This window comes from Kitasatospora sp. NPDC053057 (assembly GCF_044546945.1).
Classification (GTDB): Bacteria; Actinomycetota; Actinomycetes; order Streptomycetales; family Streptomycetaceae; genus Kitasatospora.
In genome coordinates this window covers 24,639-47,682 of the sequence record NZ_JBITZP010000020.1, presented here as the reverse complement: position 1 = coordinate 47,682, position 23,044 = coordinate 24,639, and the positions used below count along the sequence as shown (strand labels likewise).

18 protein-coding genes are annotated in these 23,044 nt (G+C 73.2%); 9 read left to right on the top strand and 9 right to left on the bottom strand.

The annotated features are described in order from the left end of the window. Positions 1–49 precede the first annotated feature (49 nt). Complete coding sequence (locus tag ACIG5E_RS21685) at positions 50–1,165, top strand: ADP-ribosylglycohydrolase family protein (protein ID WP_396535639.1); 1,116 nt, start codon at positions 50–52, stop codon at positions 1,163–1,165. A gap of 3 nt (positions 1,166–1,168) precedes the next feature. On the opposite strand, the gene ACIG5E_RS21680 is transcribed toward ACIG5E_RS21685, so the two are convergent. The 4 genes from ACIG5E_RS21680 to ACIG5E_RS21665 form a co-directional block, all read right to left on the bottom strand. Then, positions 1,169–2,491: a serpin family protein gene (locus ACIG5E_RS21680; protein WP_396535637.1), complete on the bottom strand. Its 1,323-nt coding sequence runs from the start codon at positions 2,489–2,491 to the stop codon at positions 1,169–1,171. Positions 2,492–2,541: 50 nt separating this feature from the next. After that, a complete protein-coding gene (locus ACIG5E_RS21675; protein WP_396535635.1) occupies positions 2,542–3,540 on the bottom strand; it encodes an ADP-ribosylglycohydrolase family protein in 999 nt (332 codons plus the stop codon). Positions 3,541–3,592: 52 nt separating this feature from the next. Next, positions 3,593–4,807 carry a cytochrome P450 gene (locus ACIG5E_RS21670; RefSeq protein WP_396535633.1) on the bottom strand — a complete coding sequence of 405 codons (1,215 nt, stop codon included), beginning with the start codon at positions 4,805–4,807 and terminating at the stop codon, positions 3,593–3,595. A gap of 65 nt (positions 4,808–4,872) precedes the next feature. Continuing rightward, on the bottom strand, positions 4,873–5,613 hold the full coding sequence (locus ACIG5E_RS21665; RefSeq protein ID WP_396535631.1) for an SIR2 family NAD-dependent protein deacylase: 741 nt from the start codon (positions 5,611–5,613) through the stop codon (positions 4,873–4,875). Positions 5,614–5,723: 110 nt separating this feature from the next. On the opposite strand from ACIG5E_RS21665, the gene ACIG5E_RS21660 reads away from it, so the two are divergent. Both ACIG5E_RS21660 and ACIG5E_RS21655 read left to right on the top strand, forming a co-directional pair. Then, positions 5,724–6,788 carry an ATP-binding protein gene (locus ACIG5E_RS21660; protein ID WP_396535629.1) on the top strand — a complete coding sequence of 355 codons (1,065 nt, stop codon included), beginning with the start codon at positions 5,724–5,726 and terminating at the stop codon, positions 6,786–6,788. After that, positions 6,785–8,584 carry a hypothetical protein gene (locus ACIG5E_RS21655; RefSeq protein ID WP_396535627.1) on the top strand — a complete coding sequence of 600 codons (1,800 nt, stop codon included), beginning with the start codon at positions 6,785–6,787 and terminating at the stop codon, positions 8,582–8,584. Before ACIG5E_RS21660 ends, ACIG5E_RS21655 begins: the two co-directional genes overlap by 4 nt. 14 nt (positions 8,585–8,598) lie before the next feature. Here the strand turns inward: ACIG5E_RS21655 and ACIG5E_RS21650 are convergent, their stop codons facing one another. From ACIG5E_RS21650 to ACIG5E_RS21635, 4 genes are all read right to left on the bottom strand, one after another. Further along, positions 8,599–9,210: a hypothetical protein gene (locus tag ACIG5E_RS21650; RefSeq protein ID WP_396535625.1), complete on the bottom strand. Its 612-nt coding sequence runs from the start codon at positions 9,208–9,210 to the stop codon at positions 8,599–8,601. Positions 9,211–9,364: 154 nt separating this feature from the next. Further along, the gene (locus ACIG5E_RS21645) at positions 9,365–10,042 is read right to left on the bottom strand and encodes a response regulator (RefSeq protein ID WP_396535779.1); all 678 of its coding nucleotides are present in this window, start codon (positions 10,040–10,042) and stop codon (positions 9,365–9,367) included. Beyond that, complete coding sequence (locus tag ACIG5E_RS21640; RefSeq protein WP_396535623.1) at positions 10,042–11,229, bottom strand: sensor histidine kinase; 1,188 nt, start codon at positions 11,227–11,229, stop codon at positions 10,042–10,044. Before ACIG5E_RS21640 ends, ACIG5E_RS21645 begins: the two co-directional genes overlap by 1 nt. Before the next feature lie 82 nt (positions 11,230–11,311). Further along, positions 11,312–11,986 (bottom strand): DUF4097 family beta strand repeat-containing protein, encoded by a 675-nt coding sequence (locus ACIG5E_RS21635; RefSeq protein ID WP_396535621.1) that lies wholly within the window; start codon positions 11,984–11,986, stop codon positions 11,312–11,314. A 238-nt stretch (positions 11,987–12,224) separates the two neighbouring features. Here ACIG5E_RS21635 and ACIG5E_RS21630 point away from each other — a divergent pair, with 238 nt between their 5' ends. The 6 genes from ACIG5E_RS21630 (at position 12,225) to ACIG5E_RS21605 (ending at position 19,066) form a co-directional block, all read left to right on the top strand. After that, entirely contained in the window at positions 12,225–12,944 is a 720-nt protein-coding gene (locus tag ACIG5E_RS21630; RefSeq protein WP_396535619.1) for a Crp/Fnr family transcriptional regulator, read from the top strand. A gap of 111 nt (positions 12,945–13,055) precedes the next feature. Beyond that, complete coding sequence (locus ACIG5E_RS21625) at positions 13,056–13,925, top strand: hypothetical protein (protein ID WP_396535617.1); 870 nt, start codon at positions 13,056–13,058, stop codon at positions 13,923–13,925. After that, entirely contained in the window at positions 13,922–16,129 is a 2,208-nt protein-coding gene (locus ACIG5E_RS21620; RefSeq protein ID WP_396535615.1) for a hypothetical protein, read from the top strand. Before ACIG5E_RS21625 ends, ACIG5E_RS21620 begins: the two co-directional genes overlap by 4 nt. Before the next feature lie 43 nt (positions 16,130–16,172). Next, complete coding sequence (locus ACIG5E_RS21615) at positions 16,173–17,138, top strand: hypothetical protein (RefSeq protein ID WP_396535613.1); 966 nt, start codon at positions 16,173–16,175, stop codon at positions 17,136–17,138. A gap of 17 nt (positions 17,139–17,155) precedes the next feature. Next, on the top strand, positions 17,156–17,686 hold the full coding sequence (locus ACIG5E_RS21610) for a Pycsar system effector family protein (RefSeq protein ID WP_396535611.1): 531 nt from the start codon (positions 17,156–17,158) through the stop codon (positions 17,684–17,686). 93 nt (positions 17,687–17,779) lie between these two features. Then, positions 17,780–19,066 carry a M48 family metalloprotease gene (locus tag ACIG5E_RS21605; protein ID WP_396535609.1) on the top strand — a complete coding sequence of 429 codons (1,287 nt, stop codon included), beginning with the start codon at positions 17,780–17,782 and terminating at the stop codon, positions 19,064–19,066. Between the two features lie 79 nt (positions 19,067–19,145). Here the strand turns inward: ACIG5E_RS21605 and ACIG5E_RS21600 are convergent, their stop codons facing one another. Beyond that, complete coding sequence (locus ACIG5E_RS21600; protein WP_396535607.1) at positions 19,146–23,039, bottom strand: DNA-directed RNA polymerase subunit beta'; 3,894 nt, start codon at positions 23,037–23,039, stop codon at positions 19,146–19,148. Positions 23,040–23,044 lie beyond the last annotated feature (5 nt).

Here is a 23,044-nt window from a genome sequence, read left to right as displayed (position 1 = left end):
CGGCCAGCCTGATAGAAACGACCCGCCACGAACGAAGGGGGAATTCGACGTGACGGAGTCGGCGGCGGAGTCGGGATACCGGGACCGGGTGCGCGGTGCGCTGCTCGGCGGCGCGATCGGCGATGCGCTGGGCTGGCCGGTGGAGTTCCAGCAACTGCACCAGATCCAGGACCGGTTCGGACCGCAGGGCGTGACCGCGCTCCCGGCCGCGAACGGCGGGCCGGTGGAGGTCACCGACGACACCCAGATGACGCTGTTCACCGCCGAGGGCCTGATCCGCGGCTTCGTCCGCGGCTGGACGGGCGGCGGCGGCTCGGTGCCGGAGGCCATGCACGGCGCCTACCGGCGCTGGCTGCAGACCCAGTACCAGCACTCGCCGGACACCGAGCCCCAGCCCCGCCCGTACGACGGCTGGCTGTTGAGCCGGCCGTTCCTGTACGCGCGGCGGGCGCCGGGCAACGCCTGCCTGAGCGGGGTGTCCGAGCACCCGGAGTTCGAGGCGCCGTCCGCGATCGGACGGCCGGGGCCGATCAACCCCGGCTCCAAGGGCTGCGGCACGGTGATGCGCTCGGCGCCGTTCGGGCTGGCCCGGCTCGGCGTGGAGCAGTCCTTCGGGCTGGCCGTGCAGTGCGCCCAGCTCACCCACGGGCACCCGACCGGCTACCTCGCGGCGGGCGCCTTCGCGGCACTGGTCGAGCGGCTGGCGGCCGGGACGGAGCCGTGGGCGGCGGTCGGCGAGACGGTGGAGCAGATCCGCGAGCTGCCGAGCTCCAAGGAGACCGTCCAGGCACTGGCCCGGGCGGTGCGGCTGGCCCAGGAGGCCGAGCCCGCGGCGGAGACGGTGGAGCGGGTCGGGCTCGGCTGGATCGCCGAGGAGTGCCTGGCCATCGGGGTGTACTCGCTGCTGGCGGCCACCCTCGACCCCGACCCGGTGCGCACCGCGCTGCTGCTGTCGGTGAACCACTCCGGGGACAGCGACTCCACCGGCGCGGTCTGCGGCAACCTGGTCGGGGCCGCGTACGGCGCCTCGGCACTGCCCGGCGAGTGGGTCCGGGCGGTCGAGGGGCGGGCCGAGCTGCTGACGGTCGCGGACGACCTGCTGGTGCTGTTCGGCAGCCGCGACCCGGCCCACCCGGCGCTCGGCGGGCGTTACCCGGCCTGGTAGGAGCTACTTCGCCTGCGGGTCGGTGACCTGACCGAGGAACAGCGGCCGGCCGGTGGAGGTGTCCCGGATCAGGAACAGGAACGGCCGGTCGATGTGCAGCTGGGCGGGCTGGCGCGGGGACGGCGCCGCCGCCCCGGCGACCACGGCACCGCTGCCGGCCGCCGCGACCGTGCCGCCTTCGTCGACCTCGACGGTGGCCTTCTGCAGCACCGCGCTGAGGCCGAGCGGCTCTTGGGCGATGCCGCCGAAGTCGGGCTTCTCGAAGGCCGCGTGGACGCCGAGCGAGCGCAGCGCGGAGCTGAGCTCGTTCGAGGTGTCGAAGTGGAAGCGCGGCAGCTGGAGGTCGACGGGCTGCTCGGCCAGGGCGCCGAGGATCCGGTCCAGCTGGGGCTGGTCCAGCCCCTTGCTGAAGGCCGCGAAGCCGCCCTGCGCGGGGACGATCAGGTCCATCGCCAGGTTGCCGTCCGCGTAGGGGAGTTCGACGGCCTGCCAGGGCTCGCCGACGATCCCGCCGGAGCCGTCGGCGTACTTGAAGTCGCCGTGCTGGCTCATCGACGGGACGGCCGGGGTCGAGCCGTCGAGCTTGTGGAAGGGCCGGTCGGCGGTGTTCGCGGGCTTGAACTCGGAGGCCCACTTCGCCTTGAGGTAGAGCGCGTCGGTCAGGACCAGCCGGGTGTCGGCGGTGATCGCGTTCGACGGGATGAGGTCCTTGATCCGGCCCTCGGTGGTCTTCTCCACGGCCGCGTTGATCGCCTTGCGGGCGTCCTCCGGGTTCTTGGCGAAGTCGGTGGTGTGCACCCCGGCGTCGAAGGCGGTGGCGAGGGTGGCCAGGTAGTCCGGTGAGACGGCCATGCCCTGCTTCGCCCAGACCTCGTCGCTCTCGCGCAGGGTGACCTTGTCGGTGGCCGGGGCGGGGCGGTCCAGCGCGCCGACGGCGAGGGCGTACTGCTTCGGGCCGAGGTCGGTGTGCAGGGCCTTGGCCAGCTCCTCGGCGGTCGCGCCGCGGGCGCCGGGCAACAGCATCCCGAGCACGGTGGCCAGCCCCACGGGCGAGACCACGGTGTTGCGCCCGGCGCCGTCCGGCGTCGCGGTGAGGCCGTGCAGGAGGTCCAGCCCGAAGGCGTCGGTGCCCTGCGCGGTGGCGGCCACCTGGGCCGGGTCCACCGCGGGCCGGCCGGCCGGCGCGGATGCCTTCAGCTCCGTGCCGGTGGCGGCCCCGGTGCTGCCGCAGCCCGCGACCAGCGGCGTGGCGAGGGCGGCGGCGAGGAGCAGCGCCGCCGGGCGGCGGGGGGTGCGACGACGGGTTCCGGTGCGGCTGTTCGTCATGGCCCTTCGACGCACTGCCCCGGGATCGGGTTCCGACTCGATCCCGGAGTTCAGTCCCAGAGCGCCCCGAGCTCCAGCAGCTCGTCCCGGTGCTCGATCCGCTCGACCCACTCCCCCGGCCAGACCGCCTCGCCGTGGTACGCACCGGCGAAGGCGCCGGCCAGGCAGGCGAGCGAGTCGGAGTCGCCGCTGGAGTAGGCGGCCCGGCGGACGGCGGCCACCGGGTCGTCCGGCAGCAGCAGGAAGCAGAGCAGGCCGGTGCCGAAGGCCTCCTCGGCGACCCAGCCCTCGCCGGTGGCCAGGCAGGGGTCGGCCTCCAGGTCGGGCGCGGCGAGCGCGGCCTGCAGCTGGTCGAGGACCTTGAGGCAGTCGTCCCAGCCGCGGGCGAGCACGGCCTGCGGCGACGCGCCGTACCAGCGGTCGGCGAGGTCGCCGAGCCAGAACTCGTCGTACCGCTCGCGGCTCGCCAGCGCGTACGCCCGCAGCACCGCGGGCAGCCCGGCGGGCGGGACGCCCTCGGCGAGCTTGCGCACGGCGTACGCGGTGAGGTCGCTGGCGGCGAGGGCGGTCGGGTGGCCGTGGGTGAGCGCGGACTGCAGCTGGGCGGCGCCGGAGAGCTGCCGGGCGTCCAGCTCGCGGATCAGCCCGATCGGGGCCACCCGCATGTTGGCGCCGCAGCCCTTGGAACCGACGTCGCTGGCCTGCTGCCAGCGGTACTCGTCGTGGCTGAGCCGCTCGCAGGCACGCAGGCAGGTCATGCCGGGGGCGCGGTTGTTCTGCGGGGAGCGCCACCAGTCGACGAACTCCTCGCGGACCGGCCGCTCCAGGCGCAGCGGGGTGAGCGGCCCGCGCGCCAGGGCGGTGCGCAGGCCGCGGGCGAGGGCGAGCGTCATCTGGGTGTCGTCGGTGACCAACGCCTTCTTCGGCAACGGGAGTTGCCGCCAGTCCGGCTGGACGGCGGCGATCTCCTCGACGCTCTTGAACTCGGTCACCCGGCCGATCGCGTCGCCGATCGCCAGCCCCAGCAGCGCCCCCGTCGCCTTGCCCACGGCCTTCTCCCCCTCAGTCGTCGGACTTCTCGATTGTCAGTTTTCTCGGCTGTCAGACTTCGACCAGCAGTTCCTTGAGCCCGCGGATCACGTAGCCCGGGTTCCACTCGGGCTCGCGGACCAGCCGCAGGCCCGGGGCCCGGCGCAGCAGCGTTCCATAGGACTCGGTGAGCTCCAGTCTCGCAAGCGGTGCGCCCAGACAGAAGTGGATTCCGGCGCCGAAGGTGATGTGCGGGTTGTCGGTGCGGCCGAGGTCGAGGCGGTCGGGGTCGGCGAAGCGCTCCGGGTCGCGGTTGGCGGAGCCGAAGAGCAGGGCGATCTCGGCGCCGCGCGGGATGGTGACGCCGCGGACCTCGACGTCCTCCAGCACCCAGCGCTCGAACATCTGCAGCGGAGTGTCCCAGCGCATCAGTTCCTCGACGGCGGTGGGCAGCAGCCCGTCCACGTCACCGCGCAGCCGGGCGAGTTCGCCGGGGTCGCGGAACAGCGCCCACCAGCCGTTGCCGGTGGTGTTGACGGTCGCCTCGTGGCCGGCGTTGAGCAGCAGCACGCAGGTGGAGACCATCTCCTGCTCGCTGAGCGCGTCGGTGCCCTCCTGGGCCTGGATCAGCGCGCTGATCAGGTCGGTGCCGGGGGCGGTGCGGCGCTCGCGGATCAGGGCGCGCAGGTAGTCGGAGAACTCGATGCTCGCGGTGACGGCCCGGCGGGCGACCTCCTCGCTCGGGTTGAGCTCGAACATCCCGGTGATGTCGGCGGACCAGGGGCGCAGCAGGTGCCGGTCGCCCTCCGGCACGCCGAGCATCTCGGCGATCACGGCGACCGGCAGCGGCTCGGCGACGGCGGCGATCAGGTCGCCGCCGCCGGCCGCGAGCAGCCCGTCGACCAGTTCCCCGGCCAGGCGCTTGACGGTCGGCCGCAGTCCCTCGACCATGCGCGGGGTGAAGGCCTTGGAGACCAGGCGGCGGATCCGGGTGTGGTCGGGCGCCTCCAGGTCGAGCAGCCCGTGGTCGTTGAGGGTGTGGAAGGGCTCGTGCGCCGGGTCGGGTTCGGGGCGGCCGAACTCCTGGTGGCCGAACCGATGGGTGTAGGTGCGGCCGAGCCGCCGGTCGCGCAGCAGGGCGCTGACGTCCTCGTGGCGCGAGACCAGCCACTGGTTCGTCGGCTCGTGGTACGCCACCGGCGCGTGCTCGCGCAGTTCGGCGTACGCGTCGTACGGGTGGGCCACGAACGCCGCCGACCAGGGGTCGAACTTCGCCGTCGTCGTCATCGGTCGATCTCCAGGCCGTGAGGGGGAGCCGGAAGGATCATCGTATGCACGCGGTACGTCCGTTTTTAAGCCTGTTCTGCGAGCACTTTCCGCACCAGCTCCGGGAGAGCGGTTGAGATCGGCTCCCGGATCACCTCGTCCGCCGCCTCATCGAAGGGGGTGGGCTCACCGTTCATGACGATCAGGCGGGCGCCGTGCTCCACGGCGATCTGCGGCAGCGAGGCCACCGGATAGACCTGCAAGCTCGTTCCCACCGCGAGGAAGAGGTCACAGGCCTTGGCGATCGCGTCGGCCTGCTGGAGCACCACCGGGTCCAGCGCCTCCCCGAACATCACCGTGCGCGGCTTGAGGATGCCGCCGCACTCCCGGCACGCCGGGTCCGGCTCGCCCGCCTCGACCCGCGCCAGCGCCTCCTCCATCGACCCGGTCACCCGGCAGCGCACGCACTGCACCTCCCGCGCGGTGCCGTGCAGTTCGAGCACCTTGCGGGCGGGCAGGCCGGCCCGCTGGTGCAACCCGTCCACGTTCTGGGTGAGCACCCGCACCGGCAGCCCGGAGCGCTCCAGGTCCACCAGCGCGCGGTGCCCGGCGTTCGGCTCGGCGGCCAGCGCACCGGCGTCGCGGCGCAGCAGCCAGGCCCGCTGGCGCACCTCCGGATCGGCCAGGTACGGGCCGATGGTCACGAGCTTCTGCGCCGACGGGTCCTTCTGCCAAAGCCCCTGCGGGCCGCGGCAGTCGGGGATGCCCGAGTCGGTCGAGATGCCCGCGCCGGTGAGCACGGCGATCAGGGGGCGCTTCGCGTTCATACCCCGGACGGTACGGCCGCGCGCCGCCCGCGGCCACCGAAAATCCGGTGCGCCCGGCCAACTCCCGCCGCAGACTGGGCCGGTCACCATCATTGCCGTGAAGGAGCCCCGTGCAGGGAGCAGTCAGCGTCTCGCCCGCCCAGATCCCCGAGCTGTTGCTCGGCCTGGCCACCGTCCGCCCGGTGTTCCTCTGGGGCGCCCCCGGGATCGGAAAGTCCTCCCTGGTCAGGGCGTTCGCCGAGTCGCTGGGCCTGGAGTGCGTGAGCCTGGTCGGCACCCAGCTCGCCCCGGAGGACCTGATCGGCGTCCCTCAGCTCACCCCGGAGGGCCGCTCCCGGTTCTGCCCGCCCGAGCAGATCGCCCGCGACGAGCCGTACTGCCTGTTCCTGGACGAGCTCAACGCGGCCTCGCCGGACGTCCAGAAGGCCTTCTACTCGCTGATCCTGGACCGCCGGATCGGCTCGTACGAGCTGCCGCCCGGCTCGATCGTGATCGGCGCCGGGAACCGCGCCACCGACGGTGCGCTCGCCCGCCCGATGGCGTCCGCGCTGGTCAACCGCATGGTCCACGTCCATCTGCGGGCCAGCGCCGAGGACTGGCTGCGCTGGGCGGCCGGCGCCGGCATCCACCCCTGGATCGTCGACCACCTCACCGACCGGCCCGACCACCTGTGGTCCGCCCCGCCCAAGACCGAGGAGCCGTTCTCCACCCCGCGCGCCTGGCACATGCTCTCCGACGCGCTGCACTCCTTCGGCCCCACCCTGGACGAGGAGACCCTCAAGGTCGTCACGTACGGGCTGCTCAGCGCACCGCACGCGGTCGCCTTCTGCGGCTACGCGAAGATCGTCCGCAACTCCTACGGCCTGGAGGCGATCCTCAAGGGCGACGCCCGCTGGCCGCACCGGCTGGAGGACCGCGACCTGCTCTACTACCTGGCCGACGCCTTCCGCGGCCGCCTGGTCAAGGAGCTGCCCGCCCGCAAGGAGCACGCCTCCGGGGCGCAGCGGCAGACCGCCTTCCGGGCCAAGTCGCTGCTGGTGCAGCTGGCGGAGATCTCGGTGGAGGTCGCCCAGACGGTGATCGCCGACGGCGCGGACGGCAACCCGGTGCTGCCCTCCTGGTTCCTGATCGAGGCCGCCCGGGACATGCCCCGGCTGGTCGAGGCCCGCCGGTGAAGCCCTCCGCCGCGAAGAAGCCGGACCCGGGCGCCGAGGCCTTCGCCGAGGGCGTCCAACTGCTGCGCCGCAACCCGGCCTTCGCCGCCCTGCGCGCCGACCTCTGCCGCACCCCGGACTGCACCACCGCCCCGCCGGACGGCTGGGCGGTGGTCGACTCCAACGGCACCGTGCACGTCAACCCGCGCCGCCGGGCCGAGCCCGAGGAGTGGGCCTGGGTGGTGGCCCACTGCCTGCTGCACCTCGGCTTCGGCCACCTCCCGGGCGCCCGCGGCACCCGGGTCCAGCCCGACCCGCACGCGGCCGCCGCCCGCTGCGCCGTGGTCAACCGCTTCCTCGCCACCTTCCCGGTCGGCCGCGCCCCGGTCGCCCTCCCCCAGGAGTACCCGGGCGGCGACGAGGAGGAGCTGGCCGCCCGCTGGCGCCGCGACGGCCTGCCGCCGGCCGGGGCCGCCGGGACGGCCGGCACGGCCGGCACCGGCGGCTGCGACCAGCTGCTGGTGGAGTGGCGCGGCCACGCCCAGGCGCCCGAGGACTGGCAGACGGCCTTCGCGGCCGCCCTCACCCGCACCATGTCCGCCGCGATGGACCGGGCCGGCGGGCGGATCGACACCGAGACCGGCGAGCGCCTGCCCGAGCGGCCCTGGACCAGGGCGCTCAACTGGTTCGTCTCCTCGTACCCCCTGCTCGGCGGCATCGCGGCCGGTCTCACCGTCGTGGCCGACGCCGAACTCGCCCGGGCGCACGACATCGCCGTCGCCGCCGTCAACGCCGAGGTCGGCGAGATCTACGTCAACCCGCTGCGCCACCACTCCGACGAGGAGTGGCGGTTCATCCTCGGCCACGAGATCCTGCACGCCGCCCTGCGGCACGGCGAGCGCCGCGGCGGGCGGGACCCGTTCCTGTTCAACGTCGCCGCCGACTACGTCATCAACGGCTGGCTGCTGGAGATGGGCGTCGGCGAGATGCCCGACGGGCTGCTGCACGACCCTCAGCTGAAGGGCCTGTCGGCCGAGGAGGTGTACGACCGGATCGCCCGCGACCAGCGCAGGATCCGCCGCCTCGCCACCCTGGCCGGGAAGAACCGTCCGGACGTCCTCGGCGAACCGCTGGTCCGCGACCGGCGCACCTACGTGGACCTCGACGACTTCTACCGGCGCGGGCTGCAGCAGGGCTTCGAGCTGCACCAGCGCGACCGCGGCCTGCTCCCGGCCGGGCTGGTCGAGGAGATCCGCGCGCTCGCCCACCCCCCGCTGCCCTGGGACGCCCGGCTGGCGCGCTGGTTCGACGAGTTCGTGCCGCGCCCGGAGCCGGTGCGCAGCTACTCCCGCCCGGCCCGTCGGCAGTCCGCCACCCCGGACATCCCCCGGGCCGGCCGCTACCACCCCGAGGAGGAGGTCCCGCGCTGCACCTTCGGGGTCGTCCTGGACACCTCGGGCTCGATGGACCGGACGCTGCTCGGCAAGGCGCTCGGCGCGATCGCCTCGTACGCCGCCGCCCGGGACGTCCCGGCCGCCCGGGTGGTGCACTGCGACGCCGCCCCGCACGACGCCGGGTACCTCCCGGTCGAGGAGATCGCCGGGCGGCTCCGGGTGCACGGTCGCGGCGGTACCGTCCTCCAGCCGGGCATCGACCTGCTGGAGCGGGCCGAGGACTTCCCGCCCGGGGCGCCCGTCCTGGTGATCACCGACGGCGAGTGCGACGTGCTGCGGGTGCGCCGCGAGCACGCCTTCCTCGTCCCGCGCGGGGCCGGGCTGCCGTTCACTCCGCGCGGGCCGGTGTTCCGGATGAGCTGAAGGCCGACGGCCGGTCAGGCCAGCGCCGGGCGCAGGGCGGTGGCCGAGCGGGTCAGCGGGGCGAGGGCGCCGAGGTAGCAGGCGGCGGCGAGCGGGATGAAGGCCAGGTCGGCCGCCGAGGCGACCGTGCCGGCCAGCATCAGCACCGGGCTCCACCAGCGCAGCGTCCGGCCCGCCCCCACCGAGGCGGCGACCAGCAGCGCCAGCAGGCCGACGTAGAACAGCAGCGGGCCGACCTTGTACACCGCCGGGAGCACCCCGGGGACGTCCTGGATCCGCTCGAACAGCCGCGACTGCTCGTCCTTGGCCGCCGAGACCACGCCGACGTACAGGTCGATCCCGATCTGCGCCAGCGAGGCCAGCAGGCCCGCGAACGCCGTCCCCAGCGCGGCGTTCGCGGCCAGCTTCCCGGCCGTGGTGCCGCGCGGGGCCAGCAGGGCGCGCAGAGCGAGCAGCACCGGGACGAACAGCAGCAGGCCGGCGAACATCGCGGTGTGCCCGGCGGTCCAGCCGAGGCCCGGCTCGCGGGAGCCGGGCACCAGGCGGATCCCGCCGTAGAGGGCCATCAGCGCGGGGGCGCCGACGGCGGCGTAGGCGGCGAGGCGGCTGTTCCGAAGGGCGTTCATGCGAGGTTCTCCCGTGGTGTCCGTGGCCCGCGGGACCGCTGTCCGGGTCCGCTTGCCGTGTCCGTTCCGACACCCCAGAGCCTTCCGGCCGAGCCCCTCGTCGCGGATCGCCCGCACCGGCGAACCCGGCGCCTCCCCCGTGCGGGGGAGTGCCTCAGGACTCCCCCACCACCACCGCCCCGGCCTCGTACGCGAACACCACCGCGTGCACCCGGTCGCGCAGCCCGAGCTTGCTCAGCACATTGCTGACGTGGGTCTTCACGGTGTGCTCGCTGACCACCAGCTCGGCCGCGATCTCCGCGTTGGACAGCCCGCGCGCGATCAGCCGCAGCGTCTCCCGCTCGCGCAGGGTCAGCTGCTCCAGCAGCTTGGACGGCGGCCGCACCGCCCGCTCCCGGCCGCCCGGCCGGCGGGCGGCGAACTCGCCGATCAGCCGCTTGGTCACCGAGGGCGCGAGCAGCGCCTCCCCCGAGGCGACCATCCGCACCCCGTGCGCCAGGTCGTCCCGTCGGACGTCCTTCAGCAGGAAGCCGCTGGCGCCCGCGTACAGCGCGTCGAAGACGTAGTCGTCGATGTCGAAGGTGGTCAGCATGATGACCTTGGTGGCCGGGAACTCCTCGCACACCCGGCGGGCCGCCTCCAGGCCGTCCATCACCGGCATCCGGACGTCCAGCAGCAGCACGTCCGGGTTGTGCGCGCGCACCGCCTCGACGGCCTCGGCGCCGTCGCAGGCCTCGGCCACCACCTCGATGTCCGGCTGGGCGTCCAGGATCATCCCGAACCCGGCCCGCACCAGCTCCTGGTCGTCCGCGACCACCACCCGTATCGGCATCATCCGCCCACCCTCTCCACCACGCCCGCCGGCCCCAGCGGCAGCCGGGCACTCACCAGGAAACCCCTGCCCTCCGGCCCGGGACCGGCCTCGGCCCGTCCGCCGCAGGCCGCCGCCCGCTCGCGGATGCCGACCAGGCCGCGCCCGCCGGACCAGCCGGCCACCGTGCGGTCGGCGGTCAGCGGCACGCCGCGGCCGTTGTCGGAGACCACCACCTCCAGCACCTCGCCGGAGCACCGCACCCGGATCGCGGCCCGGTCGGCCCCGGAGTGCTTGACGGTGTTGGTCAGCGCCTCCTGCACGATCCGGAACGCGGCCGCCTCGACGTCGGCGGGCAGCGCGCCCAGCCCGTCCGCGAGTTCGAGCTCGACCCCCAGGCCGGACCGGCGCACCCGCTCGGCCACGTCCGCGAGTTCGGCCAGCCGGGGCTGCGGCGCCAGCTCCCGGCCCGCCTCCGGGTCCTTCAACACCCCGAGCACCCGCCGCAGCTGGACCATCGCGTCGCGGCCGGAGTCGGCGATGGTGTCGAAGGCGCGGATCGCCCGGTCCGGGTTGTCGCGCACCACCAGCGGCCCGGCCTCGGCCTGGATGACCATCAGCGAGACGGCGTGCGCCAGGATGTCGTGCATCTCCCGGGCGATCCGGGCCCGCTCCTCCGCGACCGCCTGGGCCGCCTCGCTGGCCGCCCGCACCCCGGCCTCCCGCGCCCGCTCCGCCTCCACCCGGACCAACTGCCGCTGGGTGCGCACCAGGGCGCCGAAGACGAACGAGCCCGCCGAGGTGAGCACGCTGAACAGCGCGCCGTTCGGCGAGTGGGTGCCGATCACGTTGGCGGCCACCACCACCGCCAGCACCGTCCAGCGCTGCCGGTCGGGGAAGCGCTCCGCCACCGTGTACATCCCGATCACCGCGTACAGCGGCACCTGCGGGTTCGCCGAGTGCGCCACCACCGACAGCACCACCGAGGGCACGCTGCCGACGAGCAGCAGGGCCAGCGAGGCGCGGCGCCGCCAGGGCAGGAACGCCGAGGTGGACACCGCCAGCAGGTACACCCACCAGGGCCAGTGCGTGTCGTCGTTGTAGACCGACCACACCGACACCGCCACCGAGCAGACCGCCAGGAAGGTGTCCAGCACGTACGGGCTCAGCCCGGCCGTACGGCTCCGCCAACGCGCCGCGCGCTCCACCGTCGCCCCTCCCCCGTACCCGGGGACCCCGCCCCCGCGGAGAAGATCATGCCCTACCGGCAGAACCTCCGGCACCGCCCGGTCAGACACCGCTGACCGTCACACCGCCGGTCTCCGCCCGCGCGGTGATGCTGTGCGCCGCGCCCGGCTGCGAGGGGATGCTCACGTCGGTCCCGCCCGTCGTGGCCTGCGCGTCCACCGTGTACGCCTCCCCGGACGGCACCTTCAGATTCACCCCGCCGTTCGAGGTCGTCGCCTCCAGCTTCGACGGCGCGCTGGCGAAGTCGGCCCGCACGCCCCCGTTCACGGCGGTCAGCCGCACCTGCGGGGAGGTCAGCCCGCTGGCCTCGACCCCGCCGTTCTTCACGTCGGCCTCGGCGTCGGCGGCCAGCCCGGACAGCTTGATGCCGCCGTTCGTCTCCTTGACCCGCACTTTGGTCCCGGCCGGCACGTTGACGGTGTACCCGATCCCGCAGGAGTCGCAGTCATACGTCAGCCGGAGCACGCCGTCCTTCACCTCGTGGGTGCTCTTCGGCGCGTCCCCCCGGTAGTTCTGGTCCTCGACCACGTGTACCGCCTCGCCGCCGCCGGTCACCACCACACCGCCGTTCTGCCCCTCGATCACCAGTTCCTTGACCTGCTCGGCCACGCCGTAGCCGACCGTCCGGTGCTCCTGGTCGTCCCCGATCGGCAGACAGCCCGACATCCCGACCAGCACCCCCGCCGTGATCGCCACCGCGCCCAGCACCCGCTTCATGTCCGGCCCCCTTCGCAAGCCCCGTCATCCCGACACCGAGAAGCCTCCCGCGGCCGCCCCCTCCGCCACCTCCCCCGCCGGAGCGGTTCCCGCGGCTCCCCCGCGAGGGGGAGGGAGGTCGAGGGGAATTCGCGGATTCACCGGCGGAGGGGCCGCTTCGCGAGTAACTTGTTGGCCCGCGCTCCACCGTTCCCGAGCCCGACCGCGCCAAGGCGAACCCAGCGAGGGCTGATCAGGCATGGCCAACACGCCGCCCGGCGGACCAGGTCCCGCGACCGGTCACGGCCTCGACGACCGCGTGCCCTTCCTGGCCCGGCTCGACCACGCCGACCGCACCGCACTGCTCGCCCTCGGCCGCCGGCTCGACTACCCCGCGCGGGCCACCGCACTGCGCGAGGGCGAACCCTCCGACCACGTCCTGCTCGTGCTGCGCGGCTGGCTCAAGGTGACCGCCGCCGCCGAGAACGGGTACGAGGCGCTGCTCGCCCTGCGCGGCCCCGGCGACATCGTCGGCGAATCCGCCGCCCTCAGCGGCAGGCCCCGGGCGGCCACCGTCACCGCGCTGGAACAGGTCGAGACGACCGCCGTCGACCGGGCCGCGTTCACCGCCTACCTCCAGCGCACCCCCGCGGCCTCGATGCAGCTGCTGGCGCTCTCCACCGACCGGCTGCGCGCCGCCGACCACCACCGGCTGAAGTTCGCCTCGCTCAGCGTCAGCGAACGGCTCGCCGACCTGCTGCTGGAACTCGCCCGCACCCACGGCCGCCGCACCCCCGAGGGCATCGTCGTGTCCGTCCCGCTCAGCCAGCAGGAACTGGCCGGCTCGGTCGGCGCCTCCCGGGAGGCCGTCGCTCGGCTGCTCAAGTCCCTGCGGGACCGCGGCATCGTCGTCACGAGCCGCCGCTCGCTGGTCATCGCGCGCCCCGAACTGCTCCGGAGGCCCGGCCAAGTCCGCTGATCCGCACGAGAGTTCTGTGCACACCGTCACAGAGCGAGTGCCTCATCGGCGCTCACACCGACACGCCCGCAACGGGCAGGCTGAGGCCCGACGACGAACCGAGAGGCGACCATGACCGACCCGGTGAACCACACCATCCTGCTGCTGGACATCGAGCAGTTCGGCAGGCGGGACGACGTCGAACAGGCCTTCATGCGCCGGATGCTCTACTCCGTCCTGCACGAGACGCTGCGCAGCGCCGGTGTCGAACCAGCCGAACAGCGCCTGGAGGACCGTGGCGACTCGGTGATGGCCCTGATCAGCCCCACCGTCCCCAAGCCCCGGCTGCTGCACGCGCTGATCAACGAGACCCCCACCCTGCTGCACGCCAACAACCGGCTCTCGGCCGCCAGCGCCCGGGTACGGCTGCGGATCGTGCTCGCCTCCGGCGAGGTGGCCGTCCAGGAACTCGGCGGAGCACTCGGCGGCGCCGTCGGCTGGGACCTCAACCAGGCCTTCCGGCTGCTGGACTCCACCCCCCTGCGCGACGCACTGCGGCACCGGGACGGGCCCTGCGTGCTCGGCGTCTCCGACGCGCTCTACCAGGGCATCGTCCGGCACGGCCACGGCGGGCTGCTGCCGGAGGCGTTCCACCGGGTCACCGTCCAGGGCAAGGAGGGCGACTTCCCGGCCTGGCTGCACGGCGAACCCGCGCCCACGCCGGTCGGCGCCCCGAGTGCCACTCCGGCCGCCGCGGCCCCGATCGCCCAGCCCGCCCCCGCCCCGGCCGCCGCCCCCGTGCCCCAAGGCGCCCCCGCCCCGGCCGCCGCCCCCGTGCCCCAAGGCGCCCCCCAGCCCCAGGGCGCCCCCGCCACCTTCCAGTTCCTCGGCGGCACCCCGACCTTCGGCGGCAACCTGATCGGCGGCGACCAGCACGTCGTCTCCGGCGGCGAGGTCCACGGCGACGTCAACACCGGCAACACCGTCGGCGGTGACCGATGACCGCCGCCGCCGAGCCGCAGGCCCAGGACCAGGAGAACGACCTCCAGGAGGCCCCGCCCGAGGAACCGCAGAACGCCCTGGAGGCCGTCCAGGAGCTGCTGGAGCACGTCCCGGACGGCTTCGCCGGCCGCAACTACCTGTTCGCCGGCGGCAATCCCGACTTCGGCGGCGACCTCATCGGCGGGGACCGGCACACCGTCTCCGGCGGGCAGGTCCACGGCGACGTCGTCACCGGCCCGAAGACCACCGTCTACCAGTTCGGCTCCGCCTTCGGCGCCCCGCCGCACGCCTCCGGCGAGGTGCCGGCCGAGGAACTCACCGCCCTGACCGCGGTCTTCCGACCCGGATCAGCCTTCCAGCAGGCCCTGCAGCGGCTGCGCGAGCAGCGCGTCCTGATCCTCACCGGCCGGGCCGACACCGGGCGGCGCTCCGCCGCACTGATGCTGCTGCACACGCTGGGCATCCACCGGATCCGCAACCTGGACCCCGACGTCTCCCCCACCGCGCTGCTCACCGGCGCCGAACCGGCCCAGGGTTACCTGCTCGCCGACTACACGACCTCCCGCGCCCGCCCGCTGCTCCGATCCGACCTCGACCGCCTGCGCGAGAGCCTCGCCAAGCAGGACGGCTACCTGGTCATCACCACCACCCCCTCCGGCGCGATCCGCGAACTCCCCACCGTCGACTGGCAGCCGCCCGACCCCGGGCTCGTACTCGGCGCCCACCTGGACGCCCTGCGGGACGGCCAGGCCTCCGGCCGGCACCTGCTCACCCTGGAACCCGTCCAGGAGTTCCTGGCCAAGTACCCGCCGATCCGTGAAGTGGCCGAGTTCGCCGTCAAGTTGGCCCGCTACTCCCCCGAGACCGACCGACTCGCCGACCTCGCCGACTTCGGCCACGGCATCGTCCAGGAAAAGGTGGGCCGCTGGTTCGGGGACGACAAACTCCCCCTCCAGGAGAAGGCGTTCCTGATCTCCCTGGCCGTCTTCGACCACGCCCCCTACACCCTCGCCGCCGAGTGCGCCGACAAGCTGTTCCGCCGCCTGGAGACCATCCGCACCGCCGGGGAACCGCACGGCATCCCGCCCTTCGGCAGCTCGATCGAGGAGCGCATGGCCCTGGCCCGCGCCGAACTCACCGAGGAGACCGAGCAGACCCCGTGGGGCCCGGTCCCGCAGCGGATGGCCTCCTTCCTGGACCCTCGCACCTCGCCCACCCTGCTGCGCGAGGTGTGGACGAGCCACCCCTCCGCCCGCCCCGCGATCACCGGCTGGCTCAACGCGCTGGCCACCGACTCCCGCGCCCTGGTCCGTGCCCGGGTGGCCTCCACCACCGCCCTGCTGGCCTCCGTCGACCTCTCCGCCACCATGAGCGGACTGCTCGGCCCCTGGTCCGGCGCCAAGGACTTCCGGCTCTGCCTCCAGGCCGCCAACAGCCTCGCCCTCGCCTACCACGCGGGCACCGCCGCCGTTCCGCGGATCCTGCGCAGCTGGGCCGGTGACGACAACGCCCGCCGCCGCTGGACCGCCATCCGCTGCTACGCCCTGCTCGGCCCGCTCCTGCCCGACCAGGCCCTGGAGGCCTTCGTGCTGGCCGCCGAGCGGCTGAGCACCGGGGAGCTCGACCAGCTCGCCGCCAGGTTCCGGTCCGGCGACGGGGACCAGCTCCCGGCCGCCGGCCAGGGCGACCGCTTCCAGGTGCTCGGGCTGCTCGAAGCGGCCGAACTGCTGCTGCTCTCCGCCGAGGCCGAGCAGACGCTGCGTGCCCTGGTCCGCTGGCTCTCCGGCCCGGCCGCCCTGCGACAGCTGGCCCTGGCCGTCTTCCTGACCGCCGCCCGGCGCACCGAGGACACCGCCGTCGGCCGACCGCTGCTGCTCGACTGGTACGCCCGCAGCCCGCGCCCCGAGCCGGGGAGCGTGGTCAGCGTCACGGTGCTGGCCGCCCCCGAGGAGCCCGTACCCGTCCGCTCGCTGCTGGTCGCCCTGTGGCGCACGGCGCTGGAGGACCGCCGCTACCGCGACGCGGCCCTGGACGTGCTGCGCGGCTGGCTGATCGGTGCCGCCGACCAGCCCGCGACCACCGCCCGACTCACCGAACTGTTCGACGACCTGGCCGTCACCGAGCGCGACCGCCAGCGGCTCGACCACCTCGTCCGCTCCGTCCGTCCCGGCAGCCCGGCGACCCCGTTCCTGCCCGGCGGCTGAAGCCGCACCACCCGAACCCGTCCCGATCCTGGAGCACCCGCGCATGTCGGCACGACACCGCCCAGACTTCCCCGCCGGCGACCTCGTCGACCCGGTCCTGATGGTCCACCCGCTCGGCCGCGCGCTCGGCCTGCCCAAGCGGCCGAACGCCCGGGCCGACTCCGCCCTGGTCCTGACCACGCCGTCCGGTGACCACCAGGTCTACCTCCCGCCGCACCGCCCTGGCTTCAGCGACCTGGTCGGCCGCGGCTACCAGGCCGCCTTCGAGGTCGACCTCGGCCTGCACCACCTGCGGGTCGAGGAACGGCTGCCCGGCCGGGACGACGTCGGCGCCTTCGAGGCCGTGGTGGAGATCGACTGGCAGGTGTCGGCGGCGGAGCTGGTCGTGGCCAGCCGGATCCGGGACGTCCCGGCGCTGCTCGTCCCCCGGGTCCGGCAGCGGATGCGGGCGGTCACCCGCCACCTGACCACCGACCAGAGCGGCGAGGCCGAGACCGCCGTCCAGCAGGCGCTGGACGAGTACCCCGTCGCCGAGGCCGAGGGCCTGCGGGTGCGCTGCGCCGTCCAGCTGGACATCGACCAGGCGGCCCGCGACCAGAAGGAGCGGCTGCGCCTCTACCACTTCGACACCCAGGCGCACCCGCACGCCCTCCGGCAGGTCGAGGAGTCCCACGAGATCCTCGCCGCGAAGGCGAAGTTCTACCAGTACCACCTGGAGCAGGGCGGGGTCACCGCCTGGGCCCTCCAGGTCGCCGCCCACCCCGAGGACCTGAAGGAGGCCCTCAAGTACCTGAAGGACGAGCAGCAGGAACTGGTCCAGGGCCAGCTCCACGTGATCGAGCGGCTGCTCGACCAGAACGCCCTGGAGGAATTCGAGCTGGAGGGCCCGCGCCAGGACGCGAGGGCCGCGCTCGAAGCCCTCCTGCGGCAGCGGCCCGCCGGCCCGAGTGCGCCCGGCCCGGGTGGGCCCCGGCTCGACAAGGGCCCGAACCCTCCGCTCGCACAGTGAACCCGAGGAGCCCCACCGTGTCCGCCCCGCCCACCACCGCCGCGCCCACCAATACCCTGCTGGCACCACCGCCCGGCGCCGCCCTGCTCGCCGAACTGCGCACCGAGATCGCCCGCGCGGACAGCAAGGCCGCCGTCCTGGTCGCCGCCCTCGGCGTGATCGTCGGGGTGCTCGGCGGCCTGCTCACCAGCACCGGCTGGGCACCGCAGCAGCTCTCCGGCGCCGCCAAGGTGCTGCTCGCCCTCGGCGGGCTCGGCATCGCCGTCTCCCTGGTCTCGTTGCTGTTCGCGGTGCTGCCCCGCTTCCGCCGCAGCACCTGGCGCCCGGGCCGCCCGCTCGGCTACTTCGGGGACATCCGGCTGGCCGCCGAGCAGGGACTGCTCGCCGACGCCCTGGCCGACACCGAGCAACTGGCCGCCGAGGCCGTCCGCACCGCGCTCGCGGAGAACAGCCTGATCGTCTCGCGGAAGCACTCCTGGGTCCGGGTCGGCATCCTCGCCTTCGGCGCCGGCCTGTTCCCGCTGGTCACCGCCCTGTTCCTGGGCTGACCCGGCGCCGCACGCCCGTCCAGCACCGTCATGCACAGCCCATCACCGTACGGACGCCGCCGTCGCGCGCGTCCCGTCCCCGAGGACCTCGCCATGACCGAACCGACCTACCCGGACGCCCCGCCACCGCAGTACCCCGGCGCCCCGCCCCAGTACCCGACCGTCCCGCCGCAGTACCCGCAGGGCGCTCCCCAGCACCCGACCGCGACCCCGCCGCAGTACCCGGCGGCGCCCCCGCCCGAGTACCCCACCGCGCCCCCTCCGCAGTACCCCACCACCGCCGTACCGCCCCAGTACCCCACCGCGCCCCCGCCGCAGTACCCGACCGCCACCCCGCCCCCGCACCCCCCGCAGCAACCGCCCCGCATCCCCGCCCAGGGCTTCGCCCCGCCGCCCGCCCCGCCGCAGCCGCCCGTCCTCGACCCCACCGTCGACATCGCCCCGCACACCGGCCGGATCCACCTGGCCGCCCGCCAGCGCGGCGCCGACGCCACCGCGATCGGCCAACTGGTCTTCCAGCTCCCGCACTTCCTGTGCAGCCTGCTGGTCGTCACGCTGGTCTCGCTGCTCCTCCCCGAGCCGCTCAACCTGGTGCTGATCGGCCTCTGGATCGCCTCCGGCGCGCTGGTCTTCCACCGCCCGACCGAGAAGGTCCTCGCCCGCTACCTGTTCCGGATGCGTCCGGCGCTGCACTCCGAGCTGACCCGGCTGGAGCCGATCTGGCGCCAGGTGACCGCCAAGGCGGGGGTGAGCCCGGAGACGTACGACCTGTGGATCGAGGACCACAAGGCCGTCAACGCCACCGCGGCCGCCGGCCACATCGTCGGCGTCACCCGGTACGCGCTGGAGACCCTCCCCGACGCCCAGCTGGCCGCCGTGCTCGCCCATGAGCTCGGCCACCACCGCGGCGGTCACGCCTGGGCGACCCTGCTCGGCTACTGGTACTCGATGCCGGCCCGGATCGCCTGGGCGGCCTTCCGGATCGCGGCGGTCATCGCGTTCCGGATCGCCTCGGTGTTCTCGCTGCTCGGCGCCCTCGTGGTCGGGCTGGTCTCGATCGTCCTGGTGGTGGCCGTGGCCCTCTCCTTCCCGCCGCTGCTGCTGGTCCTGGTCACGCCGTACCTGCTCGCCGCCGTCGGCCGCCGCTCCGAGCTGCGGGCGGACGTCCAGGCCGCCGAACTCGGGTTCGCCGACGCCATGATCGAGGTCTTCCACGGCTTCCTGCGGGACGAGGAGGCGGCCCTGGAGATCGCCGCGCGGGAGAACGGCGGCCGGGCCGTCCGGCCGGGCCTGGGCCAGCGCCTGCTCTCCACCCACCCGGACACCCACACCCGGATCCGCCGCCTGGAGGACTGGCGGGCGGCCGCGGCCGCCCGCTAGCCGGAAACGCCGCAGGGCGGCCACCCCGTGAGGGGTGACCGCCCTGAGATCAGCGACCGTTGCCGGCCGAAGAGGTGACTCAGCCGGTGTACGGGCCGTAGTCGTAGTCGTCCAGCGGGACCGCCTGGCCGGAGCCGGCGCCGAAGGGCGACAGATCGTAGTCGTCGTAGCCGACGGCCGAGTACATCGCGGCCTTGGCCTCCTCGGTCGGCTCGACCCGGATGTTGCGGTAGCGGGGCAGACCCGTACCGGCCGGGATGAGCTTACCGAGGATGACGTTCTCCTTGAGGCCCAGCAGCGGGTCCGACTTGGCGTGGATCGCCGCGTCGGTGAGGACCCGGGTCGTCTCCTGGAAGGAGGCGGCCGACAGCCAGGACTCGGTGGCCAGCGAGGCCTTGGTGATACCCATCAGCTGCGGACGGCCGGAGGCGGGGTGACCGCCCTCGGAGACCACGCGACGGTTCTCCTGCTCGAAGCGGCCGCGCTCGACGAGCTCGCCCGGGAGCAGCTCGGCGTCGCCCGACTCGATGATCGTCACGCGGCGGAGCATCTGCCGGATGATGATCTCGATGTGCTTGTCGTGGATCGACACGCCCTGCGAGTTGTAGACCTTCTGGACCTCGGCGACCAGGTGGATCTGGACGGCACGCTGGCCCATGATGCGCAGGACGTCGTGCGGGTTGGTGGCACCCATGGTCAGCTTCTGGCCGACCTCGACCGCCTCGCCCTCGCTGACGAGCAGCTTCACGCGCTTCGAGACCGGGTAGGCGATCTCTTCGCTGCCGTCGTCCGGCGTGATGACGATCTTGCGGGTCTTCTCGGTGTCCTCGATCCGCGCCCGGCCGGTGGCCTCGGAGATCGGGGCCACACCCTTCGGGGTACGGGCCTCGAAGAGCTCGACGACACGCGGCAGACCCTGGGTGATGTCGTCACCGGCCACACCACCGGTGTGGAAGGTACGCATGGTCAGCTGGGTACCGGGCTCACCGATGGACTGGGCGGCGATGATGCCGACCGCCTCACCGATGTCGACCAGCTTGCCGGTGGCCAGCGAGCGCCCGTAGCACATGGCACAGGTGCCGACGGCCGACTCACAGGTCAGGATCGAGCGGACCTTGACCTCGGACACGCCGTGGCGGATCAGCTCGTCCATCAGCACGTCACCGAGGTCGGTGTTGGCGGTGGCGAGCAGCTTGCCGTCGACGGTGATGTCCTCGGCGAGCATGCGGGCGTAGACGCTGGTCTCGACGTCGTCGGCCTTGCGCAGCACGCCGTCGGCGCCCACGGAACCGATCGACAGCTTCAGGCCGCGCTCGGTGCCGCAGTCCTCCTCGCGAATGATGACGTCCTGGGAGACGTCGACCAGACGACGGGTGAGGTAGCCGGAGTCGGCGGTACGGAGCGCGGTGTCGGCCAGACCCTTACGGGCACCGTGGGTGGAGATGAAGTACTCCAGCACGGTGAGACCCTCACGGAACGACGCCTTGATGGGTCGCGGGATGGTCTCGTTCTTGGCGTTCGACACCAGACCGCGCATACCGGCGATCTGACGCATCTGCATCATGTTTCCACGAGCACCCGAGTCGACCATCATGAAGATGGGGTTCGTCTTCGGGAAGTTCGCGGCCATGGCCTCGGCGACCTCGTTGGTCGCCTGGGTCCAGATGCCGACGAGCTCCTGCTTGCGCTCGTCGTTGGTGATCAGACCGCGCTCGTACTGCTTCTGGACCTTCTCCGCCTTGGCCTCGAAGCCCTCAAGGATCTGGGGCTTGCTCGGCGGGACGATGACGTCCGAGATCGAGACGGTGACACCGGAACGGGTCGACCAGTGGAAGCCGGCCGCCTTCAGGTTGTCCAGGGTCGCCGCGACGACGACCTTGGGGTAGCGCTCCGCCAGGTCGTTGACGATCGCGGAGAGCTGCTTCTTGCCCACCTCGTAGTCGACGAACGGGTAGTCCTCGGGCAGCAGCTCGTTGAAGAGCGCGCGGCCCAGGGTAGTGCTCAGGCGGAAGGGCTCGCCGTCGAACCAGCTCGACTGGCCGTCCTCGTCCACCGGCGGGGTCCAGCCGCGGGGCGGGACGGTGCCAGCGCCGAGGCGCAGCTCGATCGGGGCCTGGACGTCCAGCTCGCGGGCGTCGAAGGCCATGATCGCCTCGGCGGTCGACGAGAAGGTGCGGCCGGCGCCCTTCACGTTGTCGCGGTCCGAGGTCAGGAAGAACAGACCGAGCACCATGTCCTGGGTCGGCATGGTGACGGGGCGACCGTCGGCCGGCTTCAGGATGTTGTTCGAGGACAGCATCAGGATGCGGGCCTCGGCCTGCGCCTCCGCGGAGAGCGGCAGGTGGACGGCCATCTGGTCACCGTCGAAGTCCGCGTTGAACGCGGTGCAGACGAGCGGGTGGATCTGGATGGCCTTGCCCTCGACCAGCTGCGGCTCGAAGGCCTGGATGCCGAGGCGGTGCAGGGTGGGCGCACGGTTCAGCAGGACGGGGTGCTCGGCGATGACCTCTTCGAGCACGTCCCACACGACCGGGCGGGCACGCTCGACCATGCGCTTGGCCGACTTGATGTTCTGCGCGTGGTTCAGGTCGACCAGGCGCTTCATCACGAACGGCTTGAAGAGCTCCAGCGCCATGGCCTTCGGCAGACCGCACTGGTGCAGCTTGAGCTGCGGGCCGACGACGATGACCGAACGGGCCGAGTAGTCGACTCGCTTGCCGAGCAGGTTCTGACGGAAACGACCCTGCTTGCCCTTCAGCATGTCGCTGAGGGACTTCAGCGGGCGGTTGCCCGGGCCGGTGACCGGACGGCCGCGGCGGCCGTTGTCGAACAGCGCGTCGACGGCCTCCTGGAGCATGCGCTTCTCGTTGTTCACGATGATCTCGGGGGCACCGAGGTCGAGCAGGCGCTTCAGGCGGTTGTTGCGGTTGATGACGCGGCGGTACAGGTCGTTCAGGTCGGAGGTCGCGAAGCGGCCACCGTCCAGCTGCACCATCGGACGCAGGTCCGGCGGGATGACCGGGACGCAGTCCAGGACCATGCCGTTCGGCTTGTTGCTGGTCTGCAGGAACGCGGAGACGACCTTGAGGCGCTTGAGCGCACGGGTCTTCTTCTGGCCCTTGCCGGTGCGGATGATCTCGCGGAGGCGCTCGGCCTCCTCCGCCAGGTCGAAGGTCTCGAGGCGGTCCTTGAGGGCCGCCGCGCCCATCGAGCCGGAGAAGTAGGTGCCGAAGCGGTCGCGCAGCTCGCGGTAGAGCAGCTCGTCGCCCTCGAGGTCCTGGACCTTGAGGTTCTTGAAGCGGGCCCACACCTCGTCGAGGCGGTCGAGCTCGCGCTGCGCGCGGTCGCGCAGCTGCTTCATCTCGCGCTCGGCGCCCTCGCGCACCTTGCGGCGCACGTCGGCCTTGGCGCCCTCGGCCTCCAGCTCGGCGAGGTCGGTCTCGGCCTTCTTGGCGCGGGCTTCGAGGTCGGAGTCGCGGCGGTTCTCGATCTGCTGGCGCTCGACCGAGACGTGCGCCTCCAGGGACGGCAGGTCGCGCTGGCGGCGCTCGTCGTCGACCCAGGTGATCATGTAGGCGGCGAAGTAGATGACCTTCTCGAGGTCCTTCGGCGCCAGGTCGAGCAGGTAGCCGAGGCGGGACGGCACACCCTTGAAGTACCAGATGTGGGTGACCGGGGCGGCCAGCTCGATGTGGCCCATCCGCTCGCGGCGCACCTTGGCGCGGGTCACCTCGACGCCGCAGCGCTCACAGATGATGCCCTTGAAGCGGACGCGCTTGTACTTTCCGCAGTAGCACTCCCAGTCCCGGGTGGGGCCGAAGATCTTCTCGCAGAAGAGTCCGTCCTTTTCGGGCTTCAGGGTGCGGTAGTTGATGGTCTCCGGCTTCTTGACCTCGCCGTGCGACCACTGGCGGATGTCGTCGGCGGTGGCCAGGCCGATGCGGAGCTCGTCGAAGAAGTTGACGTCAAGCACTGGTC

Coding starts and splice junctions, on each gene's coding strand:
- ACIG5E_RS21680 (WP_396535637.1), bottom strand. CDS start 2,491: ATGACGAACAGCCGCACCGGAACCCGTCGTCGCACCCCCCGCCGCCCG.
- ACIG5E_RS21670 (WP_396535633.1), bottom strand. CDS start 4,807: ATGACGACGACGGCGAAGTTCGACCCCTGGTCGGCGGCGTTCGTGGCC.
- ACIG5E_RS21665 (WP_396535631.1), bottom strand. CDS start 5,613: ATGAACGCGAAGCGCCCCCTGATCGCCGTGCTCACCGGCGCGGGCATC.
- ACIG5E_RS21650 (WP_396535625.1), bottom strand. CDS start 9,210: ATGAACGCCCTTCGGAACAGCCGCCTCGCCGCCTACGCCGCCGTCGGC.
- ACIG5E_RS21645 (WP_396535779.1), bottom strand. CDS start 10,042: ATGCCGATACGGGTGGTGGTCGCGGACGACCAGGAGCTGGTGCGGGCC.
- ACIG5E_RS21635 (WP_396535621.1), bottom strand. CDS start 11,986: ATGAAGCGGGTGCTGGGCGCGGTGGCGATCACGGCGGGGGTGCTGGTC.
- ACIG5E_RS21630 (WP_396535619.1), top strand. CDS start 12,225: ATGGCCAACACGCCGCCCGGCGGACCAGGTCCCGCGACCGGTCACGGC.
- ACIG5E_RS21625 (WP_396535617.1), top strand. CDS start 13,056: ATGACCGACCCGGTGAACCACACCATCCTGCTGCTGGACATCGAGCAG.
- ACIG5E_RS21620 (WP_396535615.1), top strand. CDS start 13,922: ATGACCGCCGCCGCCGAGCCGCAGGCCCAGGACCAGGAGAACGACCTC.
- ACIG5E_RS21615 (WP_396535613.1), top strand. CDS start 16,173: ATGTCGGCACGACACCGCCCAGACTTCCCCGCCGGCGACCTCGTCGAC.
- ACIG5E_RS21605 (WP_396535609.1), top strand. CDS start 17,780: ATGACCGAACCGACCTACCCGGACGCCCCGCCACCGCAGTACCCCGGC.